Origin of the sequence: Thioalkalivibrio sulfidiphilus (genome assembly GCF_000377945.1) — a bacterium.
GTDB classification, from domain to species: Bacteria; Pseudomonadota; Gammaproteobacteria; order Ectothiorhodospirales; family Ectothiorhodospiraceae; genus Thioalkalivibrio_A; species Thioalkalivibrio_A sulfidiphilus_A.
Window position 1 is genome coordinate 1 of sequence record NZ_KB898961.1, and the last position, 24,934, is coordinate 24,934.

Sequence of the window (24,934 nt, forward strand, 5' to 3'; positions counted from 1 at the left end):
TTCTTCGAGCGCTGGCAAGACGCCCTCAAGTGGCAGCGGCTGGAACCCTACCGCAAGTTCGCGCGCATGATCGAACGTCATTGGGACGGCATCGCCTCTTACTGTCATCCGAACAACAAGGTTAGCCTCGGATTGGTCGAGGGGTTGAATAACAAGATCCGCGTCCTGCAACGCAGGGCCTACGGCTATCGCGACGAAGAGTATCTCAAGCTCAAGATCATCGCCGCCTTCCTGCCGCCTCTGCCTAAATATGCAGAAAATGACCCACACTAATCCGCGAAGACCCATTCATTGCAGGGCCTCTATGAGTGTAGAAGCCCGGAGCCAGAGAGTGCACGCGGTGGAACAATTCAAAATTCAAGATTCAAAATTCAAAGGTTGTCGGTGCCACTGCATGTGCTAGCTCCCCCTTTGAATTTTGAATTTTGAATTTTGAATTTTGAATCTTGAATTTGGATCCGCTTCAAATCAGCACCAGCAACCAGACCACCGCCGCGTTGATGAGCGCGAACAGCACCGCCGCCGAGCCCATGTCCTTGGCCCGGGCGGAGAGCTTGTGCTGTTCGCCGCCGAAGCGGTCGATGGCCGCCTCGATGCCGGAGTTGAGCAGTTCCACGATGAGGATGAGCATCAGGCTGCCCACCAGCAGGGCCCGCTCCACCCCGGTCTCCCCCAGCCACAGGGCCAGGGGCAGGGCGAGCAACACCAGCAGCAGTTCCTGGCGGAACGCCTCCTCGTGCTTGAAGGCGGCGCGCAGCCCCGCCCAGGAGTAGCCCGCGGCCTTGACGATGCGGGTCAGGCCGCGGTTGCCGCTGTAGGCCATCAGTCCGCCCGCCCCTGTTCGGCAGCCTCATCAAGTGCGGCACCTGGATGCCAGGCCACGTCCAGTTCCCGTGCCGCACGCACCTCGTCGAAGCGCCGGTTGGGCTGGGTGTAGGGGGCGCCCTTGACCTTGTCGGGGCTGGTACGCGCCTCTTCCAGGATCTCGGCCATGGCCTCCACGAAGCCGTCCAGGGTCTCCTTGCTCTCGGTCTCGGTGGGCTCGATGAGCAGGCACTCGGGCACCAGCAGCGGGAAATAGGTGGTGGGGGCGTGGTAGTTGAAGTCCAGCAGGCGCTTGGCCACGTCCATGGCGGTCACCTCGGTCTCCTTGGCGAGCCGCTTGAGAGTGACGATGAACTCGTGGGTGGCGCGGCGCCCGGGGAAGGCCAGTTCGAAACCCTTCTCCTTGAGGCGCGCCATCACGTAGTTGGCGTTCAGCGTCGAGAACTCCGCCACCCGGGGCATGCCCGCGCGGCCCAGCATGCGCATGTACACGTAGGCACGCAGCAGCACGCCGGCATTGCCGGCAAAGGCCGAGAGCCGGCCGATGGACTGGGGCAGGTCCTTCTCGGTCATGAAGCGATAGCGCTCGCCCTCCTTCGCCACCACCGGGATGGGCATGAAGGGGCGCAGGCGCTCGCTCACGCCCACCGCGCCGGCACCGGGACCGCCGCCGCCATGGGGGGTGGAGAAGGTCTTGTGCAGGTTCATGTGGATCACGTCGAAACCCATGTCCCCGGGGCGCACCTTGCCCAGGATGGCGTTGAGGTTGGCGCCGTCGTAGTACAGCAGGCCGCCGGCCTGATGCACCAGGTCCGCGATCTCCTTGATGCGCCGCTCGAACACGCCGAGCGTCGAGGGGTTGGTGAGCATGATGCCGGCGGTGTGCGGGCCCAGGGCGGCCTTCAGGGCCTCCATGTCCACGTCACCGGAATCGTCGGTGGGGATCTCCTTCACCGTGTAGCCGCACATGGTGGCGGTGGCCGGGTTGGTGCCGTGGGCCGCATCGGGCACCAGGATCTCGGTGCGCGCGGTGTCCTTGCGGGCGTCGTGGTAGGCGCGGATCATGGCCACGCCAGCGAACTCGCCCTGGGCACCGGCCATGGGTGTGAGTGACACGCCGCCCTTCATGCCGGTCACATCCCGCAGCATCTCCTGCAGCTCGTACATGCAGGCCAGGAAACCCTGGCTGTGGGTCTCCGGCGCGTGGGGATGGCGGTTCAGGAAACCGGGCAGCATGGCCAGGCTGTTGCAGGCCCGGGGATTGTACTTCATGGTGCAGGAACCCAGCGGGTAGAACTGGGTATCGATGGAGAAGTTCTTCTGGGACAGCCGGGTGTAGTGGCGCACCACGTCCAGCTCGGAGAGCTCCGGCAGCGGCGCGCGCGTGCCGCGCCGGAAACGCTCGGGCAGCGCACTCACATCGGCCACGCGCAGCGGCGCCTGGGCCGTGGCCCGACGCCCGGAACGGGAACGCTCAAAGATCAGCATGTCTGGTAACTCCTCAAGTATCGAGATTCAATCCAATCCACATCCGCTGCAGAGACGCGGAGTCGCAGGGATAAAGAATGAATGGACAGGATTTACAGGATTATTTCTGGATTGACAGGATAAAGACTTGAGCTTGAAAACCCTTAATTCTTTCGATCCTGTTCATCCTTGGAAATCCTGTTCATCCTGTCCATTGCATTTCTCTGCGTCTTTGCGCCTCTGCGGCAATCCTTCTCAGGCAAGAGCCCCGAAGGCCTTGTCGTAATCCGGCTCCTGGGCAATCTCCGGCACCATTTCCGTGTGCAGGACCTTGTCGTTCTCATCCAGCACCACGATCGCCCGGGCGGTGATGCCGGCCAGGGGGCCGTCGGTGATGAGCACGCCGTAATCCTTGGCGAAGTTGCGCGAACGCATCATGGACAGGGCCTTGACCTGCTCGATCTTCTCCGCACCGCAGAAACGGCTCTGGGCGAACGGCAGATCGGCGGACACCACCAGCACCACCACGTCATCACGACCGGCGAGCATCTCCTCGAACTTCTTGGTGGACAGGGCGCACACCGGGGTGTCCAGGCTCGGCACGATGGAGATGACCTTCTTCATGCCGGCGTAGGTGGCCAGGCTCACGTCGTTCAGGTCCTTGTCCACCAGGTGGAAATCCGGGGCCTGGGAACCCACGGCAGGCAGGTCGCCGTTGGTGTGGATGGGATTGCCTTTCAGGGTGATCTTGGCCATGGTTTGGTTTCCTCTCTCATCTTTCGGTTGCACATTACAGGCGGTGAGAGGCGTGAGGGGGAAGGCGTTAGGCGCCACATCACTGCTTACGCCCAACGCCTAACCCCTCACCCCTCTCCCTTCACGCCGATCCAGCCGCCAGCGCTGCCTTCATCACCTCGGCATAACGATCCAGGTCAGCCTCGGTCTTGGTCTCGGTGGCGCACACCAGCAGCAGGTCGCCGAGATCGCTGTAGTCATCACCCAGGGCGTAACCACCCAGCACGCCCTGCTGCGCCATGGCATCCAGCACCGGACGCACCGGCCTGGGCAGACGCAGGGCGACCTCGTGGAAGATCTCGCCGGTAAACGCCTGGGTCACGCCCAGGGGCTTCAAGCGATCGATCAGGGCATGGGTGTTGGCGTGGCAGGCGGCCGCGACCCGTTCCAGGCCCTCGGGACCCAACAGCGCCATGTGGATGGTGGCGGCGGTGACCACCAGGCCCTGGTTGGTGCAGATGTTGGAGGTGGCCTTGGAGCGACGGATGTGCTGCTCGCGGGCCTGCAGGGTCAGCACGAAACCGGTGCGCCCGTCGGCGTCCAGGGTGCGGCCCACGATGCGGCCCGGCATCTGGCGCACGTGCTCCTTGCGGCAGCACATGAAACCGAAATACGGGCCGCCGGAGGACAGGGGCGCGCCCAGGGGCTGGCCTTCGCCGCACACGATGTCCGCACCCTTCCCGCCCCACTCACCCGGGGGTTTGAGCAGCGCGAGGCTGACCGGATTCACCACGCCGATGACTTGGGCATCCTGGGCGTGGGCCCAGTCGGTGAGCGCATCCGCCTCTTCCAGCACGCCGAAGAAGTTGGGCTGTGGAATGACCAGGGCGGTGATGTCCTGGCCTTCGAAGGCGGCCAGGGACTTGGGATCGACACGGCCGGTGGCGGGGTCGAAGGGCACCTCCACCAGCTCGATGCCCTGGCCGTGCACGATGGCGCGGGTCACCGAACGGTACACCGGGTTCACCGTGGCGGGCATGAGCACGCGGTGGCTCTTGGACTTGCGGTTGGCGCGCACGCTCATGAGCACCGCCTCCGCCAGCGCCGAGGCGCCGTCGTAGAGAGAGGCGTTGGAGACATCCATGCCGGTCAGGCCGGTCATCATGGTCTGGTATTCGTAGACCAGCTGCAGGGTGCCCTGACTGGCCTCGGCCTGGTAGGGCGTGTAGGCGCTGTAGAACTCCCCACGCGTCGCGATCTGCCAGACCGCCGCCGGGATGTGGTGCTCGTAGGCGCCGGCGCCGATGAAGTTGAGATCCACGTGGTCCTGGGCCGCGCGCCGGTGCATCAGGCGCGTGATCTCCATCTCGCTCATGGCCTCGGGCACCAGGTTCAGCGGACCCGTGCGCAGCGCACTGGGGATCTCGTCGAACAGCTGCTCGATGTCGTTGACGCCGATGGCGGCCAGCATGTCCTGGATATCGGTCTCGGTGTGCGGAATAAACGGCATAACTTAACCCGGTCTGTGTGAAGGCTTGATGTCCGTCCCTGGACCGATTGTGCGGATCGGCTGGGCTCAGCCTTCCGCGTCCACCATGGCCTGGTAGGCGTCGGCGTCCATCAGGCCGCCGGCGGCACCCGCATCGGCGGGCTTGAGGCGGAACAGCCAGCCCTCGCCGTAGGGATCGCTGTTGACCAGCTCGGGGCTGTCGGCGAGCTGCTCGTTGACCGCCACCACCTCGCCGGCCACGGGCGCATAGACGTCGGAGGCGGCCTTCACCGACTCCACCACGGCGCAGGCGGCACCGGCGTCCTGGCTGCTGCCCACCTCGGGGGTCTCCACGAACACCAGGTCGCCGAGCAGCTCCTGGGCGTGATCGGAGATGCCCACGGTGACGGTGCCGTCGGATTCACTGCGCACCCACTCGTGGCTCTTGGTATAGCGAAGATCAGCAGGGGTATTGCTCATGTCGGACTCCTGGGTTTTTGTTTCGTAATCAATTCAATTCAAAAGCATTCAACGCAAAGGCGCAAAGACGCAAAGTGATTTGTTTAAACACCAATCAGGTTTTATGCGTCCCTTTGCGTCTTTGCGTCTTTGCGTCTCTGCGTTGGGTGTGTCGTCTCTTTCAGATCTCCACGCAGGCCTGGCCGTTGCGCACGAAGGGGGGCTTGACCAGCCTGGCCGGCTGGGGCTTGCCGCGCACGTCCACCTCCACGCGCTCGCCAGTGCCCGCGGGCACCCGGGCCAGAGCGATGGAAACACCCAGGGTAGGCGAGAAGCCGCCGCTGGTGATCTCGCCCTCGCCGGCCGCACCGCAGAGCACGCGCATGTGGCCGCGCAGCACGCCGCGGCCCTCCAGCACCAGGCCCACGAAGCGTCGCAGGCCGCCGGCGGCCTTCTGTTTTTCCAGGGCCGCGCGGCCGACGAAGTCACGCACGGCGGGCTCGAAGGCCACGGTCCAGGCGAGACCCGATTCCAGGGGCGAGACCTGCTCGTCCATGTCCTGGCCGTAGAGATTCATGCCCGCCTCCAGGCGCAATGTGTCCCGGGCGCCGAGGCCGGCGGGCTGCACACCGGCGGCCTTGAGGCGGTCCCAGAAGGCGGGCGTCTCGGCGGCGGGCAGCATGATCTCGAAGCCGTCCTCGCCGGTGTAACCGGTGCGACCCACGAACCAGTCGCCGGCCTGCCCGCCCACGAAGGGGGACAGGGCATCGGCGACCCGCGCGACCTCGCCATCCAGGACCGACAGGGCCTTGTCACGGGCATGGGGACCCTGCACCGCCACCATGGCGAGATCGTCCCGCTCCTGGAGCAGCACGTCGAAACCGGTGGCCCGGCCTCGCATCCAGGCCAGGTCCTTGTCCCGGGTGGCCGCGTTGACCACCAGGCGATAGAAGGTATCGGAGAGATAGTAGGTGATCAGGTCGTCCACCACCCCGCCCTCGGGGGTTAGCATGCAGCTGTACAGGGCCTTGCCGGGCACCTTGAGTTTCGCCACGTCGTTGGCCAGCAGGAAGCGCAGGTAGTCGCGGGCACCGTTGCCCTGCACGTCCACCACGGTCATGTGGGAGACGTCGAACATGCCGGCATCACGGCGCACGGCGTGGTGTTCCTCGATCTGGGAGCCGTAATGCAGGGGCATGGACCAGCCGCCGAAGTTCACCATGCGGGCGCCGGCTTCCAGATGTTTCTGATACAGCGGGGTCTGCTTGCTCATGGTTCAGGTTCCTTGGAAAACGAAAAAGGGGTGGCCGATGCCTTTCACATCGACCACCCCTCTGTCCTGAAACCTGAGAGATTAAACCGCGCGGCGGTTCTCCCCTTCGGTGGGTCGCTCGCGGCGACCGCTCTCCAGAGCCGGTACGGGTAACCACACGGTCCTTTTGCCTGAGCGTTTCCGGGCGGAAGTTGCGCCTTCGGCGCCTCTCGATTCCGGGGAACGGAGAGGGCTCTCCCATGTGGACCGGACGCGCCTGACAGGGCGCCCTGACCGAAGCCGCACTATAACGCACTCCAGGGTGAGGCGTAAGGGGAAAGACGTGTGAATCGTGGGTCGGCCTTCAGGCCGACGATGACCGCCGGCATGTCGGGCTGAAGCCCGACCTACGGGAGGTGCAAGCCCCTCACGGCCGCCGCACCAGCGCCCGGGTCACCGCTGCCGGGCCCTGGTGGTACGGTCCCTCGTCCAGGGTGGTGAGGGTCTCGGCGATCTCTTCGATGTCGCCGTCCACGAAGTCCTCGCGCAGCATGACCGCCGAGTAGAGCATGGCGGGGTCCCGGGGGCCACCGCTCTGGTAGTCCAGCTGTTCCGGGCTGAAGGCCTCCAGGAGCAGGAGACCGCCGGGCTTCAGCGCGCGCAGCATGGCCCGGTGGATCTGTTGACGGATGTCCGGGGGGAAGTGGGCAAAAATCGCCACGACGTGATCGAAGGCCGCCTCAGGCCAGTCCCATTCGGCCAGGTCCACGCAGCGGGTCTCCAGGGCCACGCCCCGGGACGCGGCCAGCAGTTCGGCCTTGTCGAGCCCCACACGGGAACGATCCACCGAGAGCACCTGAAGCCCACGACTGGCCAGCCAGACCCCGTTGCGCCCCTCGCCATCGGCCACGGCCAGGGCCCGCTGTCCCGGTAGGTAGAGCCGTTCGTGGCTTACCAGGAAGGCATTGGGGGCCTCGCCGTAGGCGAAACCGGACTCACGGTAGCGCTCGTCCCAGAATTCCTTCATCGTGAAACTCCCCGTAAATCGTGGCAAAATCTTGAAAGTGGTCTGTCCGACAACCAGACTGTGATTCTGAACCAAGCCGGGTGACGAGGTGGTGGCCAAGGTACCGCCCCCGCCCCGAGGGCGTCCTTCGCTACGGCGCGGACGTCCCACCGAAGTCCAAAGGAGGTTCCATGCCTGTTCGTAGCATATTGTCCGCCCTGCTGCTCGTCCTGTTCCTGAGCGCCCCGGCCCTGGCCGATACCCCTGCCGAAAGCCAGGAGATCACCGGCCCCGTCATCAACCAGGATTTCTGCCCGGGCTGATCTCACCCCTCCAGCGCCCGGCGCAGGAAAGCGTTCTTGATGGCGGGCAGGCGATCCGCCAGGCTCAGGCCCAGCCCACGCGCCATCTCCACCGGCGCAAGCCGGCTGCCGAACAGGCCGCTGAATCCCTCCATGGCCCGCATCATCACCCAGTTCTCACCGCGCCGGGCGCGTTCGTAGGCACGCAGGCCGCGCAGGTCACCGGGATCCCGGCCGGAAGCGCCGGCCAATACCCGGGCCAGTTCCGCCACATCCGCCAGACCCAGGTTGGCCCCCTGACCCGCCAGGGGATGGATGGTGTGCGCCGCATCCCCCACCAAGGCGATGCGGCTGCGCACGTAGTGCTTCGCCTGGCTGCCCGCCAGGGGGAAGGCGGCCCGGGCGCTGGTGGCGGTCACCTCGCCGAGACGCCGCTCGAAGGCGGCACCCAGCTCCCGGCAGAAGCTCGACGCGTCCAGGGCCAGCAGCGCCTCGGCGGACTCGGTGTCCGTGGACCAGACGATGGAAGATCGGCCATCGGCCAGCGGCAGGAAGGCCAGCGGCCCGCTGGGCAGGAAACGCTGCCAGGCGGTGGCGGGATTGGGCCGTTCGGTGCTGACGTTGGCCACCACCGCCTTCTGGCCGTAGCGGGTGACATCCACGCCGATGCCGCACAGGCTGCGCACCCGGGAACGGGCGCCGTCGGCACCCACCACCAGGCGCGCCTCGAACACCCGCCCGTCATCCAGGCTGGCCCGCACCCGCTCACCCGATACATCCAGGTGGGCCAGGCTGGCCGGACACAGGCGCAGCACATCCGCTCCTTCGAGTGCCTCCCAGAGCACCGACTGGATGACCCTGTTCTCGATGATGTGCCCCAGGTCCGCCTCACCCACCTCGGCGGCCTCGAAGCGAATGCGCCCCGGGCTACGGGCATCCCAGACCTCCATGGCCTCGTAGGGGCTCACCCCCCGGGACACCATGGCCTCCCAGGCACCCAGCGACTGGAACAGGCGCTGGCTGGCGTGATTGATGGCGAACACCCTGAGGTCCGTGTCCGCCTCGGCATCGAAGGGCGCCGGTTCATCCCGCTCCAGCAGGCCCACCTTGAAACCCTGCCGACCTAGGGCCAGGGCCAGGGCGGTGCCCACCACGCCGGCACCCACCACCAGGACATCCAGCGCCTGGGCATCCCTTATATATGTATTGCTCACAGGGCGCGCCCTCTGGCCAGACGCGGCAGACGGCCCGCCAGGCCCATGCTCTGGCGCGCCAGGCGGTGACGCAGGGGTGGACAGAGATCCAGCGCGGCGAGCGCCGCGCCGCGGGCATGGGCCAGGGGCGGCCAGGGATTGGTGAACAGACGCACCAGCCCATCGGTGTAGGTCTGCACCGTGTCGAGATCCTCGCGGCGCCACGCCGAGTAGGCATCCAGCAGCGCCGGCGCACCCGGGTCGCTGCCGTCACGGGCGGCGCCGGTGAGCAGGTCCGCCAGCACCGCCACGTCCCGCAGGGCTAGATTGAAGCCCTGCCCCGCCACCGGGTGCAGGGTGTGAGAGGCATTGCCCACCAGCACCAGGCGTGCGGCGGTGTCGCGCACGGCCCGCACCAGTTTCAGGGGATAGGCGGCGCGGCGGCCCACCTTGCGCAGGCGGCCCAGGCGATGGCCGAAGCGCTCCTGCAGGGCAGCGAGAAAATCGGCATCGTTCAAGGCCAGGGTGGCATCCACCCGATCCGCGGGCCGGGTCCAGACCAGGGCGCAGCGCCCCTCGCTCATGGGTAGCAGGGCGATGGGGCCCTCGTCGGTGAAGCGCTCGTAGGCCACGCCACCGTGATCCCGGCCCGGGGTGAGATTGGCGATGACGGCGGTCTGCCCGTAATCCCGCTCATGCACCCCGATGCCCGCCAGCTGGCGCAGCACCGAATGGGTGCCGTCGGCGGCCACCAGCAGGCGTGCCCGTAATTCCCGCGGCGAGTCGTCGTGCCCCCGGATCTGGACCGACACGCCGTCGGCCTGCACCCGGTAGGCCTGCACGGTGGCGGGGGTGATCAGTTCCACGGATGAATCCTTGAGCGCCGCCAGCCAGGCGGCGCCGATGGCGCGGTTGGCCACCACGTAGCCCAGGGCGGGCACATTTTCGTCGGCGGCCGAGAGGCGCGTGACGCCGAAGCGTCCCCGCTCGGAGACATGGATGTGCTCGATGGGCGTGGCCTGATCCGCGACCCCCTGCCACAGACCCAGTGCCTCCAGGATGCGCCGGGAACCATAGGCCAGGGCGGTGCTGCGATCGTCGTAGCTGGGCTGCCCGGGCTCTCCCGGCGGACGGGCCTCCAGCACCCCCACCCGATAACCGCTGCGCGCCACCGCCAGGGCCAGGGTGGCCCCGACCATGCCGCCGCCGGCGATGAGAATATCGAATGGTTCAGCCACGGGTTCCAACCTCAGCATTGATGATCAATTCAAAATTTAAAATTCAAAATTCAAAGGAAGACTGCACATAACCTTTGAATTTTGAATCTCGATTCGCCATTCAGGCGCTTCCGACCAGTCGTAGGCCGGACATAGCGTAGCGGTGTCCGGCATAAGCTGCCCGATACCGCTTGCGCTCTATCGGGCCTACGGAGCTGCACACCCCTTTGAATCTTGAATCTTGAATTTTGAATGAGTTATGGCCCGCTCCCCACCAGCGCCTCGATCTCGTCCGGCGCCTTGGGGCAGTCCCGGGTGAGCACGTCATAACCGTCAGCGGTCACCAGCACGTCGTCCTCGATGCGGATGCCGATGTCGTGGAAACGCTTGGGCACGCCCTTGGTGCCCGCCGGGATGTACAGGCCCGGCTCCACGGTCATCACCATGCCCGGTTCCAGCAGGCGCCAGGTCTCGTCCAGCTTGTAGTCGCCCACATCGTGTACGTCGAGACCCAGCCAGTGTCCGGTGCGGTGCATGTAGAACCGCCGGTAGGCGCCGTCCTTGATGAGCTGCGCGGGCCGCCCCTTGAGCAGGCCCAGGGACACCAGCCCCTTGGTGAGCACCTTCACCGCCGCCATGTGCGGGTCATTCCAGTGGTTGCCCGGCACCGCCTGTTCGATGGCCGCATACTGGGCCTCCAGCACCACCTCATAGAGTTCGCGTTGAGCGGGACTGAAGCGTCCGTTGACCGGGAAGGTGCGGGTGATATCGCTGGCATAGCCCTGCAGCTCGCAGCCGGCGTCGATGAGCAGCAGGTCGCCGTCATTCAGACGCGTGTTGTTCTCGGTGTAGTGCAGGATGCAGCCGTTGGCGCCGCCGCCCACGATGGAGGGATAGGCGGGCTCGGTGCCGGCGCGGCGGAATTCGTACAGCAGCTCCGCCTCGATCTCGTATTCCATCATGCCCGGGCGGCAGGCCTTCATGGCGCGCACGTGGGCACGGGTGGAGATGGCGCCCGCCTCGCGCATGAGCCTGATCTCGGCGCGGGACTTGAACAGGCGCATGTCGTGGAGCAGGTACTCCAGGGACACGAACTCGTGGGGTGGGTGCACGCCGCTGCGCGCCTGTTCCTTGAGCCGGTTCACCCAGCCCATGAGCTTCTGATCGAAGTCCTGATCACGGCCCAGGGTGGCGTAGACCCGCACCCGGTCCTCCAGCAGGCCGGGCAGGATGTCGTCCACGTCGGAGATGGGGAAGGAGTCGTCGGCGCCGAAGCGCTCCACCGCCCCCTCCTGGCCGGCGCGGCGGCCGTGCCAGGTCTCCATCACCGGGTCCCGCTCCCGGCAGAACAGCACATACTCCCCCTGGGGCCGGCCGGGCACCAGCACCGCCACGGCGCCGGGCTCGGTGAAGCCGGTGAGGTAGAGGAAATCGCTGTCCTGGCGGTAGGGGTACTCCACGTCATGGTTGCGCACCCGCACCGGCGCCGAGGGGATCACGGCGATGCTGCCCTGCCCCATGGCGCGCATCAGCTGGCGGCGTCGGCGCGCCAGTTCCTTGGCCATGGCGGGGGTGAAGGCATCGGCGGACGGGCGGCGTGCGTTGCGGGTGGTGGCGTTCATGGCGTCGTGTGTCTCACTGAAGTCTCGGCGGGGCCTTGATGGGCTGCAACTCCTCGTTGATCAGCAGCACCCCGACCCTCACGTATTCGACAATCTCGCTGTAGGCAGTTTCATTGGTCTCGTCGATTTCCACGTCGAAACCCGTGCCGGCGATCTCCGCGAAGTCCCGCACCAGCTCGGCGGTATCCTCGGGGAGGTTGGCGCCCTCGCGCACGCCGCACACCGCCATGCCGTAGAGATAGCCCTGGCACCAGTGCCCCAGGGCCTCGACCCGGCGCTCCAGGCCTTCATCATCGCCGGGCAGCAGCAGGTGGAAATCGAGCCCCGTGTCGTGCAGTTCCATGCGGGCCTCCTTGAACACCTCGCCCAGCTGGCGGCGGGCCTCCTGGGCCAGCAGGTCGCCCGGCTCGGGATCGGGCAGCAGCTCCCGGAACCAGTCCTCGCTGCTGATGGCGTTGTTGACGCTCAGCATGCCGCACAGGGTGCCATGCCCCTCCGCCGCGTCGGTGTCGGCACCGGCGCGGGCCAGGGCCGCATCCACCGTGTCGTAATCGGACGCCATGATCAGAACGCCTCCAGGCGCGCCTCGTAGGGGAACAGGATCAGGCGGTAGAGGTTCTCGCCCATCTGTATATGTGTAAATTCCGGCTCACCCAGGCGGATGGTGCTGCCGCCGGTGGCGGACAGGCCCGAGAGACCGAAGCGGCGCGCCTCGATCAACTCGTCCAGCAGCGCGGCCAGATCGCCACGATCCAGGGTGCCAGTGTTGTCCACCACGCGGCAGGGCTTGCCGTTGTGGGCCGTGCCTTCGACCACGATGGCCTGTTCGCTGAGCGGCGGGGTGGAGGTGTGCTGGGACATGGGGCTTGAGGGGTCTCGGGCAGACTGCCCATTCTAGCATCCGCACCCACCCCCGGCCACGCATCACAGCTTTGTTGACGCCCCCGGGGACGAGTCCTAGACTAGCTTCCATGGACACGATCAATACACAGGACATCGCCGAACAGGAGCTCAGGAAACTTGAGGTCCGTGTGGGCGAGCTCATCCGCACCTGCGAGCGGCTCAAAGAGGAAAACCGCCTCCTGCGCGAGCAGCAGGCCAACCTCGCCGCCGAGCGTTCCTCCCTGGTGGAAGGACAGGAAGCGGCGCGCCTGAAGGTGGAGGCGATGATCGCCCGCCTGAAGTCCATGGAGCAGTCCGCGTGAGCAATCCCGCTGAGCCGGTTGCGGTTCAGATCCTGGGCAAGGAATATAAGGTTGCCTGTCCCCAGGATGAACGCAGTGCCCTGATTGCCTCCGCCAGCCTGCTGGACCGGCGCATGCAGGAGATCCGCGACAGCGGACGCATCATCGGGGGCGACCGGATCGCCGTGATGGCGGCCCTGAACATCACCCACGAGATGCTGGTGACCCGCAATCAGCGGGAGAGCCTGAGCCAGAACCTGAGCGCGAGGATTCGCGCCCTGCAAGACAAGATCGACCACGCCCTGGAAAACGGGCAACAGATGGACCTGTAAGGACTTTTCACCGAGACTGGCGACCCGGAAACGGTCGCCCGCGAGATTCGCGGAACAGCCTCCCGGGCCACAGGCCCCGCCCAGACGGATCTCTAGCAACGATTTCAGTTTGGGCACCTCTGCGGTGTACGTGAGCGGCTGGGTAGTATCCTTGAGCCTAATTTCTCACCCCGGGAGCCTTGCTGATGATGTGGTTGTGCATGTCCGCCCCGTAGCGGAAAGCCTCTAAGCATCGCGCAGGCACCCACTTGAACCCCTGGTTCAAGGTCGAAAGCCGGCCACGGCATATGCGGAGTGTGCCCTCTTAATTCAGTGGCGAGTGGCAAGGAAAACCTTGCCACTTCGCACTGGCCACTTGTAACTTCCATCCCATGTCTATCCGTGACCAACTGCGCAAGCGGCTGCGTGCCGAGCGCGCCGCCCTGTCCGAGGACGCGCGCACGCGCCTCTCCAACCAGATCGCGCGCCACATCATCCATTCCCCGCTGTTCAACCGCGCCCGGCGCATCGCCGTCTACATGCCCAACCGGGGCGAGGTGGATCCGGGTCTGGTGATCGCCGCGGCACGGGCACGGCGCAAGCAGCTCTACCTGCCCGTGCTCGATCCGGGTCATCCGCACCGCCTCTGGTTCCTGCCTTGGGAACCGCGTACGCGCCTGCAGGCCAACCGCTTCGGCATCCCCGAACCGGTCATGACCCGGGGCCGGCGCCTCAGCCCGCGCCACCTGGACCTGGTGCTCACGCCGCTGGTGGGTTTCGATCGCGACGGCAACCGCCTGGGCATGGGCGGCGGCTACTACGATACCACCTTCGAGTTCCTCGCCGGGCGCAGCCACTGGCACAAACCCCGCCTGCTGGGGCTGGCCTACGGCTTCCAGGAAGTGGACGCCCTGCCCCACGAACCCTGGGACGTGCCATTGACCGCCATTGTCACGGAGGCGGGCCTGATACGGCCCCACACACACCCATCGTAGGTCGGCCTTCAGGCCGACCTACGGGGAGCGGATACGGCCAAAGGCGGCGATGAAGTAAGAAGTGTGAATTGAGAAGTGCGAAAAGGCCTTTCTTCCAACTTCCCAATTCACACTTCTGCCTTCCTGCAATGCCCCTCCTCCCTACCCCCCAATTCACCCTCCCCCGCTCCACTACTTATACTGTCGGCCGAATCCACAACCGATCGACAGGACCATGGCTTACTGGCTGATGAAATCCGAACCGGACGTGTTCGGGATCGACGATCTCAAGCGGGTGAAGGTGGAGCCCTGGGACGGGGTGCGCAACTATCAGGCCCGCAACATGATGCGCGATGAGATGAAGAAGGGTGACGAGGTCTTCTTCTATCACTCCAACTGCGAGGTGCCAGGCATCGTCGGCATCATGACCGTGGAGCGGGAGGGCTACCCGGACGACACCGCCTTCAACCCCGAGGCCAAGTACTACGATCCCAAGAGCGATCCCGACAAGCCCCGCTGGTACCGGGTGGACGTGCGTTTCAAGCGTAAGTTCAAGGAGACCATCCCGCTCTCGGATCTCAAGACCTACCCCGAACTGGCGGACATGGCCCTGGTGCGCAAGGGCAACCGGCTGTCCATCATGCCGGTGAGCCCCCAGGAATGGGACTTCATCATGGGCCTGGTCAAAGAGTGACGGCGCTCTACCACTTCCATTCCTCGCCCCAGTCCCAGCGGGTGCGCCTGGCGCTCTCGTATAAAGGTGTGCCCTGGCAGGACCGACCGCTCACCTGGGACGACGACGAGACCTTCTTCGAGTTGGGTCTCGCCCGCAGGGTGCCGGTACTGCAGTTGGACGACGGCCGCCTGCTCACCGACTCGCTCGCGATCCTGCGGGACATCGACACCCTGTTTCCGGACACCCCGCCACTGGTCAACGGGCGCATCGACGAGGCCGCCTGGCAGGCGCTGGTGGACTGGCGCAACGGCTGCGATGCCGTGCTCGAACGCCTCTACGCCCCCGTGCGTCCCGCCTGGCGCGGGATCGGCAGCGATGCGGAGACCCTGGCCGCCTACAAGCAGGAGGTCAAACACCGCTTCGGCATGAGCCTGGAGGAGCTGGCCAACGACCGCTACGACGGCTTCGCCCAGTTCTCACGCCTGTCGCGGCTGACGGACCTGTCCCGGCACCTGGCGAAAAACCGCTTCTACATGGGCGAACCCAGCATCGCCGACATGCTGCTGTGCGCCGACATCTACCCCATCCAGATCCACGACGGCATCGCTCTGCCGGTGGATCTCATGTACTACCTCAAGCGGGTCGAGGACCTGTGCGGTCTGTCCCCGGGCGAAGACCTGCTAACCCGATAACCCCTAAAGGAGACGCACCATGACACTCAATGAACTGCTCGACTACCTGCAGGAGAACACCGGCTTCGAACTGCTCGACGGCAGCCCGGAGGAATCCATTCGCAAGGCCGCCGAAGGCACACACCCCCACGAGATTGCGGCAGAGATCATCCGCGCACTGGATGAAAAGGCTGGTCACGCAGGGGGCGAAGCCAGCCTGGAACGCATCGACGCGGTGAAGTCCCTGAGCCCGCTGCGCCTGAAATACATGGCGGACAACGCACCCGTGGAAGGTTTCCGCATGGTGGAGAAGATCATCACCACCATCGATGCCGCCTACAACGAAGAGGCACTTCGACTCCGCGGCGCGTAATTCACATGCGATACATGAGCACGTTCAAGGGATGTATGAGTCATCGTATCGAAGATGAATGTACGCATAAGGCAGATACTCGGTAAAATTTTCATCATCAAATCTCTAGTATTTTGAAAGTAGTTGTTTATACTCAATTCCGGGTATCTGCTTATCTCTTGGAGGGAGCATAATGGCCGTCAAAAAAGCCGCCGCTCAGAAAAAAGTCAGCACGAAGTCTCGCGTCAAGAAATCCAACACCAAGGCTGCCGTGAAGAAGGCCGCCACCAAGAAAAAAGTGGCCGTCAAGAAGAAGGTCGCTGCCAAGAAGAAGACTGTGAAGAAGGCCGCCGTCAAGAAGAAGGCTGCCGTGAAGAAGAAAGCGGTGAAAAAGGCGGTGAAGAAGGCCGTCAAGAAGGCCGCCACCAAGAAAAAGGCTGTCAAGAAGAAGGTCGCTGCCAAGAAGAAAGCCGTGAAAAAGGCCGTAAAGAAGGCAGCAACCAAGAAGAAGGCCGCCCCCAAGAAAAAGGCGACCACCAAGAAGAAGGCCGCGGCGCCTGGCGCCTAAGTACTTCGGCTGAAACGGAAAGGCCCGCCAATGGCGGGCCTTTCTGCATCTGCTCCTGGATTGCGGCACCATCCTGGACCGCAACATCCCTCCCTGACTCACTCTACAATGCGGCCCGATCTATCACCAGCCGCTTTCCAGCGTTGCATGTCGGGCCTCCTCCGCCTCACCTGAGGCGTTGCCGAGGATCCACCCCCGGCTCAGAGGGCGCCGAGGAATATCCGGTACACCGGGTTGTCCGTTTCCTCCCAGCAGGGATAACCCAGTTCATCCACGAAGGCCTGGAAGCGCTTGGCGTCACCGGACGGCACCTGCATGCCCACCAGCACCCGACCGTAGGCTGCACCGTGGTTGCGGTAGTGAAACAGGCTGATGTTCCAGTCCTGTCCCATGCGGGTCAGGAAGCGCAGCAAGGCCCCGGGGCGCTCGGGAAACTCGAAGCGGTAGACCCGCTCGTCGCCCACGTCGCCCACATGGCCACCCACCATGTGCCGCAGGTGACTCTTGGCCATCTCGTTGTCGGTCAGATCCAGCATCGCGTAGCCCTGGCGCCGCAGGCTGTCCAGGATGGCCAGGCGCTCCTCGTCACCGCCGGAGAGCTTGACGCCCACGAACACATGGGCCTCCCGGTCATCGGCATAGCGGTAGTTGAATTCGGTGATGCCCCGCTTGCCGATGGCGCGGCAGAAGGCCCGGAAGCTGCCCGGGCGCTCGGGGATGGTGGCGGCGAACAGGGCCTCGCGGCGCTCGCCCAGTTCCGCGCGCTCGGCCACGTAGCGCAGCCGGTCGAAATTCATGTTGGCGCCGCTGAGCACCGCCACCAGGTTCTGCCCTGACACGCCGCGGGTCTCCACGTATTTCTTGATGCCCGCCACCGCCAGCGCACCGGCAGGCTCGGCCATCACCCGGGTATCGTCGAAGATGTCCTTGATGGCGGCGCAGATCTCGTCGGTGCTCACCAGCAGCATCTCGTCCACGTGCTTGCGCGCCAGCCGGTAGGTCTCCTCGCCCACCTGGCGCACCGCCACACCGTCGGCAAAGATGCCCACCTGATCCAGGATGATGCGGCGCTTGCGCTTCAGGGCCTCGGTCATGGAGGGCGCATCGTCCGGCTCCACGCCGATCACGCGGATCTCAGGCCGCAGCGCCTTGATGTAGCTGGCCATGCCCGCCAACAGTCCGCCGCCGCCGGTGCAGATGAAGACCGCATCGATGGGGTCCGGGTGCTGGCGCAGCAGCTCCATGGCCACGGTGCCCTGTCCGGCAATCACGTAGGGGTCGTCGAAGGGGTGGATGAAGGTGTAGCCGTGCTTGTCCACCAGACCCATGGCATGGGCGTAGGCGTCGTCGTAGGAATCCCCGTGCAGCACCGCCTTGCCGCCCAGGCTGCGTACCGCGTCCACCTTGATGCTGGGGGTGGTCTGGGGCATGACGATGATGGCGCGGATACCCAGTTGCCGGGCACCCAGGGCCACGCCCTGGGCGTGGTTGCCCGCGGAAGCGGCGATCACCCCCCGCGCCCTCTCCTCCTCGGTGAGGTGGAACATGCGGTTGTAGGCTCCGCGCAGCTTGAAGGAAAACACCGGCTGCAGGTCCTCGCGCTTGAGCAGCACGCGGTTGTCCAGGCGGCCCGAGAGGGTCGGCATCGAATCGAGGGGGGTCTCCCGGGCCACGTCGTAGACGCGCGCGGTGAGGATTTTTTCCAGGTAGGGGAATGGCATCGAGGGAAGATACAAGAGACAAGCGGCAAGATACAAGAAAAGTCAGTGACTTGAGTCGTCTTGTATCTTGCCTCTTGTATCTTGTATCTTGCGTCGGCTGAATGAGCTGCAATCAAAGACTTGCGCGGAACGCGCCCAAGGAATTCCTATGAATCAGGACCAGATGAAAAAGGCCGCGGCGGAAGCCGCCATCGAATACGTGGAATCCGGCATGATCGTCGGCGTGGGCACCGGCTCCACCGCCAACCACTTCATCGATCTGCTGGCGGCCATCAAGGACCGCATCGACGGCACCGTCGCCTCCTCCGAGGCCAGCGCCCAGCGCCTGCGCGGTCATGGCATCCAGGTCATGGACCTGAACACCGCCGGCCAGCTCCCTCTGTACGTGGACGGCGCCGACGAATCCAACGCCGAGCTGCACCTGATCAAGGGTGGCGGCGGCGCCCTGACCCGGGAAAAGATCGTGGCCGCCGCCAGCGACAAGTTCGTGTGCATCGCCGACGAGAGCAAGCTGGTGGACGTGCTGGGCGCCTTCCCCCTGCCCGTGGAAGTGATCCCCATGGCCCGCGCCTACGTGGCCCGGGAACTGACCAAGCTGGGCGGCCAGCCGGTGCTGCGCGAGGGCTTCACCACCGACAACGGCAACGTGATCCTGGACGTGCACAACCTGCAGATCAGCGACCCGGTGGCCATGGAAGACCATATCAACCAGCTGCCCGGCGTGGTCACCGTGGGCATCTTCGCCCAGCGCCCTGCGGACGTGCTGATCCTGGGCAGCGCCAGCGGCGTGAAGACACTCCCGTAATCCCGTCAATGGTCCGTTGCTCATGGCTTCCCAACTGACAACGGACCACTGACAACTGACCGGCCATGTCTCGAATCCTGATCACCCTCGGCATCGTGCTGGTCGTGATCGGCCTGCTCTGGCCCTGGATCAGCAAGCTGGGCCTGGGCCGCCTGCCCGGCGACATCGTCATCGAGCGGGAGAACTTCCGCTTCTACTTTCCCGTGACCACCATGATCCTCATCAGCATCGTGCTGACGGTGATCCTATGGCTGTTTCGCAAATAGGCTGGGCTAGAGCAAGAAGCTCCGTAGGCCCGATGGAGCACAAGCGGTATCGGGCAGCCCATGCCGGACACCGCTGCGCTTTGTCCGGCCTACGATCTACCCCTCACGCCTCACGCCTCACACCCAATCACAACAACACCTTCTCGATCCCGCCGCTGCGCGCCCGCTCCACAAAGCGCTCCTGCCAGCCCTCGCCCAGCATGCGGTTGGCCATCTCCACCACGATGTAGTCGGTCTCGAGCCCCGTGTCCTCCCGGTAACGGGACAGACCCTGCTGACAGGCGGGACAGGCGGTGAGCAGCTTCACGTTGCCCTGTTCGGCGCGATCCTGGCCGGTGAGGCTGCGGATACCGGCGCGCAGTTCCTCTTCCTTGCGGAAACGCACCTGGGTGGCGATGTCCGGGCGGCTCACGGCGAAGGTGCCGGCCTCGCCGCAACAGCGGTCGGACAGCTGCACGTCCTGGCCGATGAGCTTGCTCGCCACCTGCACGGGGGCGTGGGTCTTCATGGGCGAGTGGCAGGGGTTGTGGTAGAGGTACTGCACCCCTTCCACACCGTCCAGGCTCAGGCCCTTCTCCATCAGGTACTCATGGATATCCAGCAGGCGACAGCCGGGGAAGATCTGCTCGAATTCGTACTTGAGCAGCTGGTCCATGCAGGTGCCGCAGGAGACGATCACCGTGCGGATGTCGAGATAGTTCAGGGTGTTGGCCACCCGGTGGAACAGCACCCGGTTCTCGGTGGTGATGGCCTTGCCCTTGTCCACGTCGCCCGCCGAGGTCTGGGGATAACCGCAGCACAGGTAGCCGGGTGGCAGCACCGTCTGAGCACCGGCCTCGTAGAGCATGGCCATCGTGGCCAAGCCGATCTGGCTGAACAGGCGCTCGGAGCCGCAGCCAGGGAAATAGAACACCGCATCGCTGTGCTCTCCCACCTTCGACGGATCGCGGATCACGGGCACCTGGGTAGCATCCTCCAGGCCCAGCAGGGCACGGGTGGTGCGTGCCGGCAGGCCTGCGGGCATGGGCTTTTTCACGAAATGCACCACCTGGGCCGGCAGTGATGGCTTGCCGGTGGTGGAGGCCGGGAGCTTCTTGGCACTCAGCAGGCCCAGTCGCTTGAACAGGCCATGACCGAAGCGCTGGCTGGCGTAGCCCCATTGCACCAGGCCCTTGCGCATCAGCTTGATGGTGGCCGGGTCCTTGATGTTGAGGAAGGCCATGGAGGCGGCGGTGGCGGGCCTGACGCGCCGCTGACCGCGCGCCTTGAGGATGCTGCGCATGCGGATGGTCACATCGCCGAAGTCGATGTTCACCGGGCAGGGGTTGGCGCACTTATGGCAAACGGTGCAGTGGTCCGCCACGTCGTTCATCTCGTCGAAGTGGCGCAGGGACAGACCGCGTCGGGTCTGCTCCTCGTACAGGAAGGCCTCGATGATCAGGCCCGTGCCGAGGATCTTGTTGCGCGGCGAGTAGAGCAGGTTCGCCCGGGGCACGTGGGTATTGCACACCGGCTTGCACTTGCCGCAGCGCAGGCAGTCCTTGATGTCGTCATTGAGCGCGCCCAGCTCGCTCTGCTCCAGGATCAGGGCCTCCTGCTGCAACAGGCGCAGGCTGGGGGTGTAGGCGTTGGCGAGCCCGGAGCCGGGCATGAGCTTGCCCTTGTTGAAACGCCCCTTGGGATCCACCTTCAGCTTGTAGGCGACGAAGGCCTCGACCTGCTCCGGCTCCAGGTACTGCATCTTGGTGATGCCGATGCCGTGCTCGCCGGAGATCACGCCGCCCAGGCGCCGGGCCAGCTCCATGATCTGGTCCACGATGCGCTCGGCCTCGTGCATCATGGCGTAGTCGTTGGAGTTGACCGGGATGTTGGTGTGCACGTTGCCGTCGCCGGCGTGCATGTGCAGGGCCACGAACAGGCGGCTGGTCAGCACCCGGTCATGGATGGACTCCAAGCGCTTGCGCACCGGCTCCAGTTCCAGACCGTCGAAGATGTCCCACAGGGGGCGGCGCACCTCGCGCTTGTAGGAGATGCGCAGGCTGCGGCGCAGCAGCAGGTTGACGAGCCGGTCCCCGGGACGCAGGTCGGCGCGGGACTTCTCATCCAGCAGACTGTCGTGGGCGACGGCGTCCCCGTCCAGGTTGTTGAGGATCAGGCGCCAGCGGTCGCGCACCCCTTCCAGGTGCTGGGTGGCGGCGGAGCGCTTGCCTTCGAACCAGCGCCGGCCCTCCTCGTTCTCGATGGCCAGCAGCTCGCGCAGTTCCGGATGGTCGCCCTTCAGGCATTCGAGCATCTCGTCGATCATGCGCAGCTTGTTGCCCATGGACTGGACCACGTTGATGCGCTCGATGCCCTCGCTGTACTCGGCCAGGCGATCCAGCGGGATGACCACGTCCTCGTTGATCTTGAAGGCGTTGGTGTGGGCGGCGATTGCCGCGGTGCGCGCGCGTTCCGACCAGAAGCGCTTGCGCGCCTCGGGGCTCACGGCGATGAAGCCCTCGCCGTTGCGGGCATTGGCCAGGCGCACCACCTCGGAAGCGGCGCGGCCCAGGGCGTCCTCGTTGTCCGAGGAGATGTCCGCGATGAGCACCATCTTGGGCCGCTCGCCCCGGGCGCCCTTGGGGGTGTAACGCACGGCGCGCACGTAGCGCTCATCCAGGTGTTCCAGGCCCGAGAGCATCACCTGCGGGTCGCCGTCCAGACGGTTCTTGATCTCCACGATGGCGGGCACCGCCTCGTGCAGATCGTCGCCGTAGAACTCCAGGCACACGGTGCGAATGTGCTTGGGCATGCGGTGCAGGATGAACACCCCGGAGGTGATCAGGCCATCGCAGCCCTCTTTCTGCACACCCGGCAGACCGGCGAGGAACTTGTCGGTCACGTCCTTGCCGAGACCCAGCCTGCGAAAGACCCGGCCCGGGCAGCTGATCACCTCGGGTTCGCCCTCGGGGGTCTTGCCGTCGGCCTTATAGCGGGTGATGCGGAAATGCACCGTTTCCTGGTCGTGGATCTTGCCCAGGTTGTGGCCGATGCGCTCCACCTCCAGCCACTTGGCATCGGGGGTGACCATGCGCCAGGACACCAGGTTGTCCAGGGTCGTGCCCCAGAGCACCGCCTTCTTGCCGCCGGCGTTCATGGCGATGTTGCCGCCGATGGTGGAGGCGTCCTGGGAGGTGGGGTCCACGGCGAACACGAAGCCCTCGCGGCCGGCGAGATCCGAGACCCGGCGGGTGACCACGCCCGCCTCGGCACGCACCGTGGGCACAGGCTGGTCCACGCCCGGGATGCGGCGCATCTCCACCGCCCCCAGGCCCTCCAGCTTCTCGGTGTTGATCACCGCGCTCTTTTCATCAAGGGGCACCGCTGCGCCGGTGTAGCCGGTGCCGCCGCCCCTGGGGATCACGGTCAGCCCGAGTTCGATACAGGCGGCCACCACCCCGGCCATCTCCCCCTCGGTATCCGGGGTGACCACCACGAAGGGCAGTTCCACGCGCCAGTCGGTGGCGTCGGTGACATGGGAGACCCGGGCCAGGCCGTCGAAATGGATGTTGTCCTTGCGGGTGTACCGGGAGAGCTTGCGCAATGTCCGCCTGCGCAGGGCCCGCTGCTCCGGGAACCAGGCCTCGAAGCGGCGCACTGCCGCCCGGGCCCGGCTGGCCAGTTCCAGGGCCTTTTCGTTGCCGTCCGCCCGCGCCACGATCTGGTCCACCCGGTGGTCCATGGCCTCAATGAGCGCAGTCAGGCGCTTACGGTTGTCCAGCAGGTCGTCCTGGATATAGGGATTGCGGGTCACCACCCACATGTCGCCCAGCACCTCGAACAGCATGCGCGCCGAGACCCCGGTACGCCGCTCGCCGCGCAGCTCCCCGAGCACCTGCCACATCTCTACCCCGAGGAAACGGATCACGATCTCGCGGTCGGAGAAGGAGGTGTAGTTGTAGGGGATTTCGCGGATGCGCGGGGTGACCTGGACAGGCATGGGCGCGGTGTCGGGCATCGGGAAGCAAACCTCCGGGAAGCAGGCCCGCGTCTCGGGTCCAGCGCGGGTGACAAGCGGCAAATCATAACACCGGCCCGTGGTGCGGCGCACACAACCACCGGCGTCGCGGGGGATAGTGGGCGTAGGGACAGACTCGCCGGAGAGTGAAGGTATCGAGATCGGGGACAGGGGTGTCAGATCAAGTCTGAACTACTGATATGGATTGACCTGTCAATAGTTGGCTGCAATGTTCGATTGAGACCTCCTTCTTTCAATGTCTTCGGGTCAGGGCACGAGAAGCGAGCTGCGACGGTGGATCACTCTGATATACGTGGGTTGGTTACCGACCGGACTTCACTTCGTCGCGGAGCTGCCCTTCTCTACAGTCGAGGGTTAGCCCTTCCGGGGAAGGGCGCCTCATAGGAGCGCCAGGGGTTCTCCTCACCGGCCTCTCATGCCCTGGCCCGAAGACACTGATCAAGGGTTTGTGCAACGATCTTGGCTTAATCGGCTTTGCAATGTCCTCTCTCTCTGTGCGCTCAGGCCGTGGCCCGACTGCCGTGGTCCTTGCCCATCACCTCGCAGGCAATGGCCCAGATAAAGCCGGCCAGCTCACGGCCCACCGCCGTGACCACCTGCTGCTTGATCTTGCCAGCCCTGAGCAGGTGCTGGTAGCGCCCGCATAAGCGCTTTTGCGCCTCCCAGGCGATGGCTTGGACCGCCTCCGAGGTCTTCTCGGCCCGCTTCTCGATATCGCGGGTCTTGCGCGCCGGGAAGCGGTAGTTCCAGCTCGCCTCAGCCAGAATGCGCCGCACATGAGCGTTGCCGGCCTTGGTGATGCCCCCCTGGCGACGGCGCGGGCCGCTGGAGTGTTCACTGGGTACCAGTCCGAGATAGGCCATCAACTGGCGCGGGGAATCGAACCGGCTGATGTCGCCCAGTTCCGCCAGCACCGTCATGGCGCTGATCAGGCTGATGCCCCGCAGGGCCATCAGGCCCTCCACCACCGGGGCCAGCGACCACTGTGGCAGCGCCGCGCGCATCTGCTGCTCCAGACCACCCACCTGGCGCTGGGCCGCCTTGACCGCCTCGATGTACTCCTGCAACACGATCTGCTGGACGGGCGAGTCGAAGCTCACCGTCTCCAGCCAACGAAAGTGCGCCTGCGTCCAGCGGCTCTTGCCCGTGTACACCCGGCCGTGACGAAGCAGAAACGCCCCGAGCGTCTGGCGCGCCTTGAGCTCAAGCTTCTTCATGTCCTCGCGCGCCCGGGTCAGGTCCCGCATGGCCTCCTGCTCCGGGGCCGGGACCCACACGCCGGTCAGCTCCCCGGCCCGCGACAGGCGCGCCAGACCCAGCGCGTCGCGCCGGTCGCTCTTGCGCCGCTCGCCGGCCTTTTGCGGGATCAGCGAGGGGGCCACCACCTCACAATCATGGCCGCTGGCCACGATTTGGCGGTACAGCCCATACCCGCACGGACCCGCCTCGTACACCCACAGCAGCCGCTCACCCCCAAACCGGGCACTCAGCCGCTCGATCAGCCTGGCCACCTTCTTGGGCGTATTGGCGATCTCCCCGTAATACTCCGGCGCGTCGCGACCGCACTCGGCCACCGCCACCGCGATCGTCTCCTTGTGCACGTCCAGCCCGATGTAGGCGCCATAGACGTTGCCGGCGCCCTCAAGCGCTTGCATCACCCCGACCAGCCCCGTCACCGGCTCTGCACCCTTTACCCCATTCGCGATAAACTCATTCATGACCTGCCCCCTCGATAATGGCTCTGTGTTAAAGGTGGTTTTCCCAGCCCCGAGAACATAACCCACGCTCTCGAGGTCGGGCAGGTCAATCCATGATGTCTAC

General features: G+C 65.4%; 26 protein-coding genes, 1 other RNA gene and 2 riboswitches. Of the genes, 12 read left to right on the forward strand and 15 right to left on the reverse strand.

Going from position 1 to position 24,934, the window contains the following annotated elements:
• Nucleotides 1–273: ISL3 family transposase (locus D580_RS0113290; RefSeq protein WP_018954497.1), on the forward strand; the 273-nt coding region annotated here is incomplete at its 5' end.
• Nucleotides 274–463: 190 nt separating this feature from the next.
• Here D580_RS0113290 and D580_RS0113295 read toward each other — a convergent pair.
• The 7 genes from D580_RS0113295 to D580_RS0113325 all read right to left on the reverse strand — a co-directional run bounded on the left by D580_RS0113295 (nucleotide 464) and on the right by D580_RS0113325 (nucleotide 7,254).
• On the reverse strand, nucleotides 464–823 hold the full coding sequence (locus D580_RS0113295) for a diacylglycerol kinase (protein ID WP_018954864.1): 360 nt from the start codon (nucleotides 821–823) through the stop codon (nucleotides 464–466).
• Nucleotides 823–2,313, reverse strand: coding sequence for an aminomethyl-transferring glycine dehydrogenase subunit GcvPB (gene gcvPB, locus D580_RS0113300; protein WP_018954865.1), 1,491 nt, complete (start codon nucleotides 2,311–2,313; stop codon nucleotides 823–825). Before gcvPB ends, D580_RS0113295 begins: the two co-directional genes overlap by 1 nt.
• Before the next feature lie 234 nt (nucleotides 2,314–2,547).
• Nucleotides 2,548–3,048, reverse strand: coding sequence for a thiol peroxidase (gene tpx, locus D580_RS0113305; RefSeq protein ID WP_018954866.1), 501 nt, complete (start codon nucleotides 3,046–3,048; stop codon nucleotides 2,548–2,550).
• Nucleotides 3,049–3,169: 121 nt separating this feature from the next.
• Complete coding sequence (gcvPA, locus tag D580_RS0113310; RefSeq protein WP_018954867.1) at nucleotides 3,170–4,537, reverse strand: aminomethyl-transferring glycine dehydrogenase subunit GcvPA; 1,368 nt, start codon at nucleotides 4,535–4,537, stop codon at nucleotides 3,170–3,172.
• Between the two features lie 66 nt (nucleotides 4,538–4,603).
• Entirely contained in the window at nucleotides 4,604–4,996 is a 393-nt protein-coding gene (gene gcvH / locus D580_RS0113315) for a glycine cleavage system protein GcvH (RefSeq protein WP_018954868.1), read from the reverse strand.
• A 160-nt stretch (nucleotides 4,997–5,156) separates the two neighbouring features.
• Nucleotides 5,157–6,248, reverse strand: coding sequence for a glycine cleavage system aminomethyltransferase GcvT (gene gcvT, locus D580_RS0113320; protein ID WP_018954869.1), 1,092 nt, complete (start codon nucleotides 6,246–6,248; stop codon nucleotides 5,157–5,159).
• A 51-nt stretch (nucleotides 6,249–6,299) separates the two neighbouring features.
• Nucleotides 6,300–6,396, reverse strand: a riboswitch (glycine riboswitch).
• Nucleotides 6,397–6,498, reverse strand: a riboswitch (glycine riboswitch).
• A gap of 156 nt (nucleotides 6,499–6,654) precedes the next feature.
• Nucleotides 6,655–7,254 (reverse strand): SAM-dependent methyltransferase, encoded by a 600-nt coding sequence (locus D580_RS0113325; RefSeq protein ID WP_018954870.1) that lies wholly within the window; start codon nucleotides 7,252–7,254, stop codon nucleotides 6,655–6,657.
• A gap of 170 nt (nucleotides 7,255–7,424) precedes the next feature.
• Here D580_RS0113325 and D580_RS17000 point away from each other — a divergent pair, with 170 nt between their 5' ends.
• On the forward strand, nucleotides 7,425–7,556 hold the full coding sequence (locus D580_RS17000; RefSeq protein ID WP_269208104.1) for a hypothetical protein: 132 nt from the start codon (nucleotides 7,425–7,427) through the stop codon (nucleotides 7,554–7,556).
• A 2-nt stretch (nucleotides 7,557–7,558) separates the two neighbouring features.
• Here D580_RS17000 and D580_RS0113335 read toward each other — a convergent pair whose 3' ends face one another.
• From D580_RS0113335 to D580_RS0113355, 5 genes are all read right to left on the reverse strand, one after another.
• Nucleotides 7,559–8,749: a UbiH/UbiF/VisC/COQ6 family ubiquinone biosynthesis hydroxylase gene (locus D580_RS0113335; RefSeq protein ID WP_038043743.1), complete on the reverse strand. Its 1,191-nt coding sequence runs from the start codon at nucleotides 8,747–8,749 to the stop codon at nucleotides 7,559–7,561.
• Entirely contained in the window at nucleotides 8,746–9,966 is a 1,221-nt protein-coding gene (gene ubiH, locus D580_RS0113340; protein WP_026289983.1) for a 2-octaprenyl-6-methoxyphenyl hydroxylase, read from the reverse strand. Before ubiH ends, D580_RS0113335 begins: the two co-directional genes overlap by 4 nt.
• Before the next feature lie 236 nt (nucleotides 9,967–10,202).
• Entirely contained in the window at nucleotides 10,203–11,567 is a 1,365-nt protein-coding gene (gene pepP / locus D580_RS0113345) for a Xaa-Pro aminopeptidase (RefSeq protein WP_018954874.1), read from the reverse strand.
• A 13-nt stretch (nucleotides 11,568–11,580) separates the two neighbouring features.
• Nucleotides 11,581–12,129 (reverse strand): UPF0149 family protein, encoded by a 549-nt coding sequence (locus D580_RS0113350; RefSeq protein ID WP_018954875.1) that lies wholly within the window; start codon nucleotides 12,127–12,129, stop codon nucleotides 11,581–11,583.
• Between the two features lie 2 nt (nucleotides 12,130–12,131).
• Nucleotides 12,132–12,428 carry a hypothetical protein gene (locus D580_RS0113355; protein ID WP_012639315.1) on the reverse strand — a complete coding sequence of 99 codons (297 nt, stop codon included), beginning with the start codon at nucleotides 12,426–12,428 and terminating at the stop codon, nucleotides 12,132–12,134.
• A 110-nt stretch (nucleotides 12,429–12,538) separates the two neighbouring features.
• Here D580_RS0113355 and D580_RS0113360 point away from each other — a divergent pair, with 110 nt between their 5' ends.
• The 8 genes from D580_RS0113360 (at nucleotide 12,539) to D580_RS16360 (ending at nucleotide 16,303) form a co-directional block, all read left to right on the forward strand.
• Entirely contained in the window at nucleotides 12,539–12,772 is a 234-nt protein-coding gene (locus tag D580_RS0113360; protein ID WP_018954876.1) for a TIGR02449 family protein, read from the forward strand.
• The gene (locus D580_RS0113365) at nucleotides 12,769–13,083 is read left to right on the forward strand and encodes a cell division protein ZapA (RefSeq protein WP_012639317.1); all 315 of its coding nucleotides are present in this window, start codon (nucleotides 12,769–12,771) and stop codon (nucleotides 13,081–13,083) included. The genes D580_RS0113360 and D580_RS0113365 overlap by 4 nt, the downstream gene beginning before the upstream one ends.
• A gap of 113 nt (nucleotides 13,084–13,196) precedes the next feature.
• A non-coding RNA gene (ssrS, locus tag D580_RS16355) (6S RNA) lies at nucleotides 13,197–13,382 on the forward strand.
• Nucleotides 13,383–13,454: 72 nt separating this feature from the next.
• Entirely contained in the window at nucleotides 13,455–14,057 is a 603-nt protein-coding gene (locus D580_RS0113370) for a 5-formyltetrahydrofolate cyclo-ligase (protein WP_018954877.1), read from the forward strand.
• 214 nt (nucleotides 14,058–14,271) lie between these two features.
• The gene (locus D580_RS0113375) at nucleotides 14,272–14,730 is read left to right on the forward strand and encodes an EVE domain-containing protein (protein ID WP_026289985.1); all 459 of its coding nucleotides are present in this window, start codon (nucleotides 14,272–14,274) and stop codon (nucleotides 14,728–14,730) included.
• Nucleotides 14,727–15,404 carry a glutathione S-transferase family protein gene (locus D580_RS15655; RefSeq protein ID WP_018954879.1) on the forward strand — a complete coding sequence of 226 codons (678 nt, stop codon included), beginning with the start codon at nucleotides 14,727–14,729 and terminating at the stop codon, nucleotides 15,402–15,404. The genes D580_RS0113375 and D580_RS15655 overlap by 4 nt, the downstream gene beginning before the upstream one ends.
• Nucleotides 15,405–15,423: 19 nt before the next feature.
• Entirely contained in the window at nucleotides 15,424–15,756 is a 333-nt protein-coding gene (locus D580_RS0113385; RefSeq protein WP_018954880.1) for a hypothetical protein, read from the forward strand.
• A 172-nt stretch (nucleotides 15,757–15,928) separates the two neighbouring features.
• Nucleotides 15,929–16,303, forward strand: coding sequence for a hypothetical protein (locus D580_RS16360; protein ID WP_038043744.1), 375 nt, complete (start codon nucleotides 15,929–15,931; stop codon nucleotides 16,301–16,303).
• Nucleotides 16,304–16,503: 200 nt separating this feature from the next.
• Here D580_RS16360 and ilvA read toward each other — a convergent pair whose 3' ends face one another.
• Nucleotides 16,504–18,024 carry a threonine ammonia-lyase, biosynthetic gene (ilvA, locus tag D580_RS0113395; RefSeq protein ID WP_018954882.1) on the reverse strand — a complete coding sequence of 507 codons (1,521 nt, stop codon included), beginning with the start codon at nucleotides 18,022–18,024 and terminating at the stop codon, nucleotides 16,504–16,506.
• 148 nt (nucleotides 18,025–18,172) lie between these two features.
• Here ilvA and rpiA point away from each other — a divergent pair, with 148 nt between their 5' ends.
• Both rpiA and D580_RS0113405 read left to right on the forward strand, forming a co-directional pair.
• Entirely contained in the window at nucleotides 18,173–18,829 is a 657-nt protein-coding gene (rpiA, locus tag D580_RS0113400; protein ID WP_018954883.1) for a ribose-5-phosphate isomerase RpiA, read from the forward strand.
• Between the two features lie 65 nt (nucleotides 18,830–18,894).
• Nucleotides 18,895–19,095 (forward strand): DUF2905 domain-containing protein, encoded by a 201-nt coding sequence (locus tag D580_RS0113405; RefSeq protein ID WP_018954884.1) that lies wholly within the window; start codon nucleotides 18,895–18,897, stop codon nucleotides 19,093–19,095.
• A gap of 127 nt (nucleotides 19,096–19,222) precedes the next feature.
• On the opposite strand, the gene D580_RS0113410 is transcribed toward D580_RS0113405, so the two are convergent.
• The gene (locus D580_RS0113410; protein WP_018954885.1) at nucleotides 19,223–23,092 is read right to left on the reverse strand and encodes a DUF3683 domain-containing protein; all 3,870 of its coding nucleotides are present in this window, start codon (nucleotides 23,090–23,092) and stop codon (nucleotides 19,223–19,225) included.
• Nucleotides 23,093–23,613: 521 nt separating this feature from the next.
• Nucleotides 23,614–24,768, reverse strand: coding sequence for an IS110 family transposase (locus D580_RS0113415; RefSeq protein ID WP_051081822.1), 1,155 nt, complete (start codon nucleotides 24,766–24,768; stop codon nucleotides 23,614–23,616).
• Nucleotides 24,769–24,934: the final 166 nt, after the last annotated feature.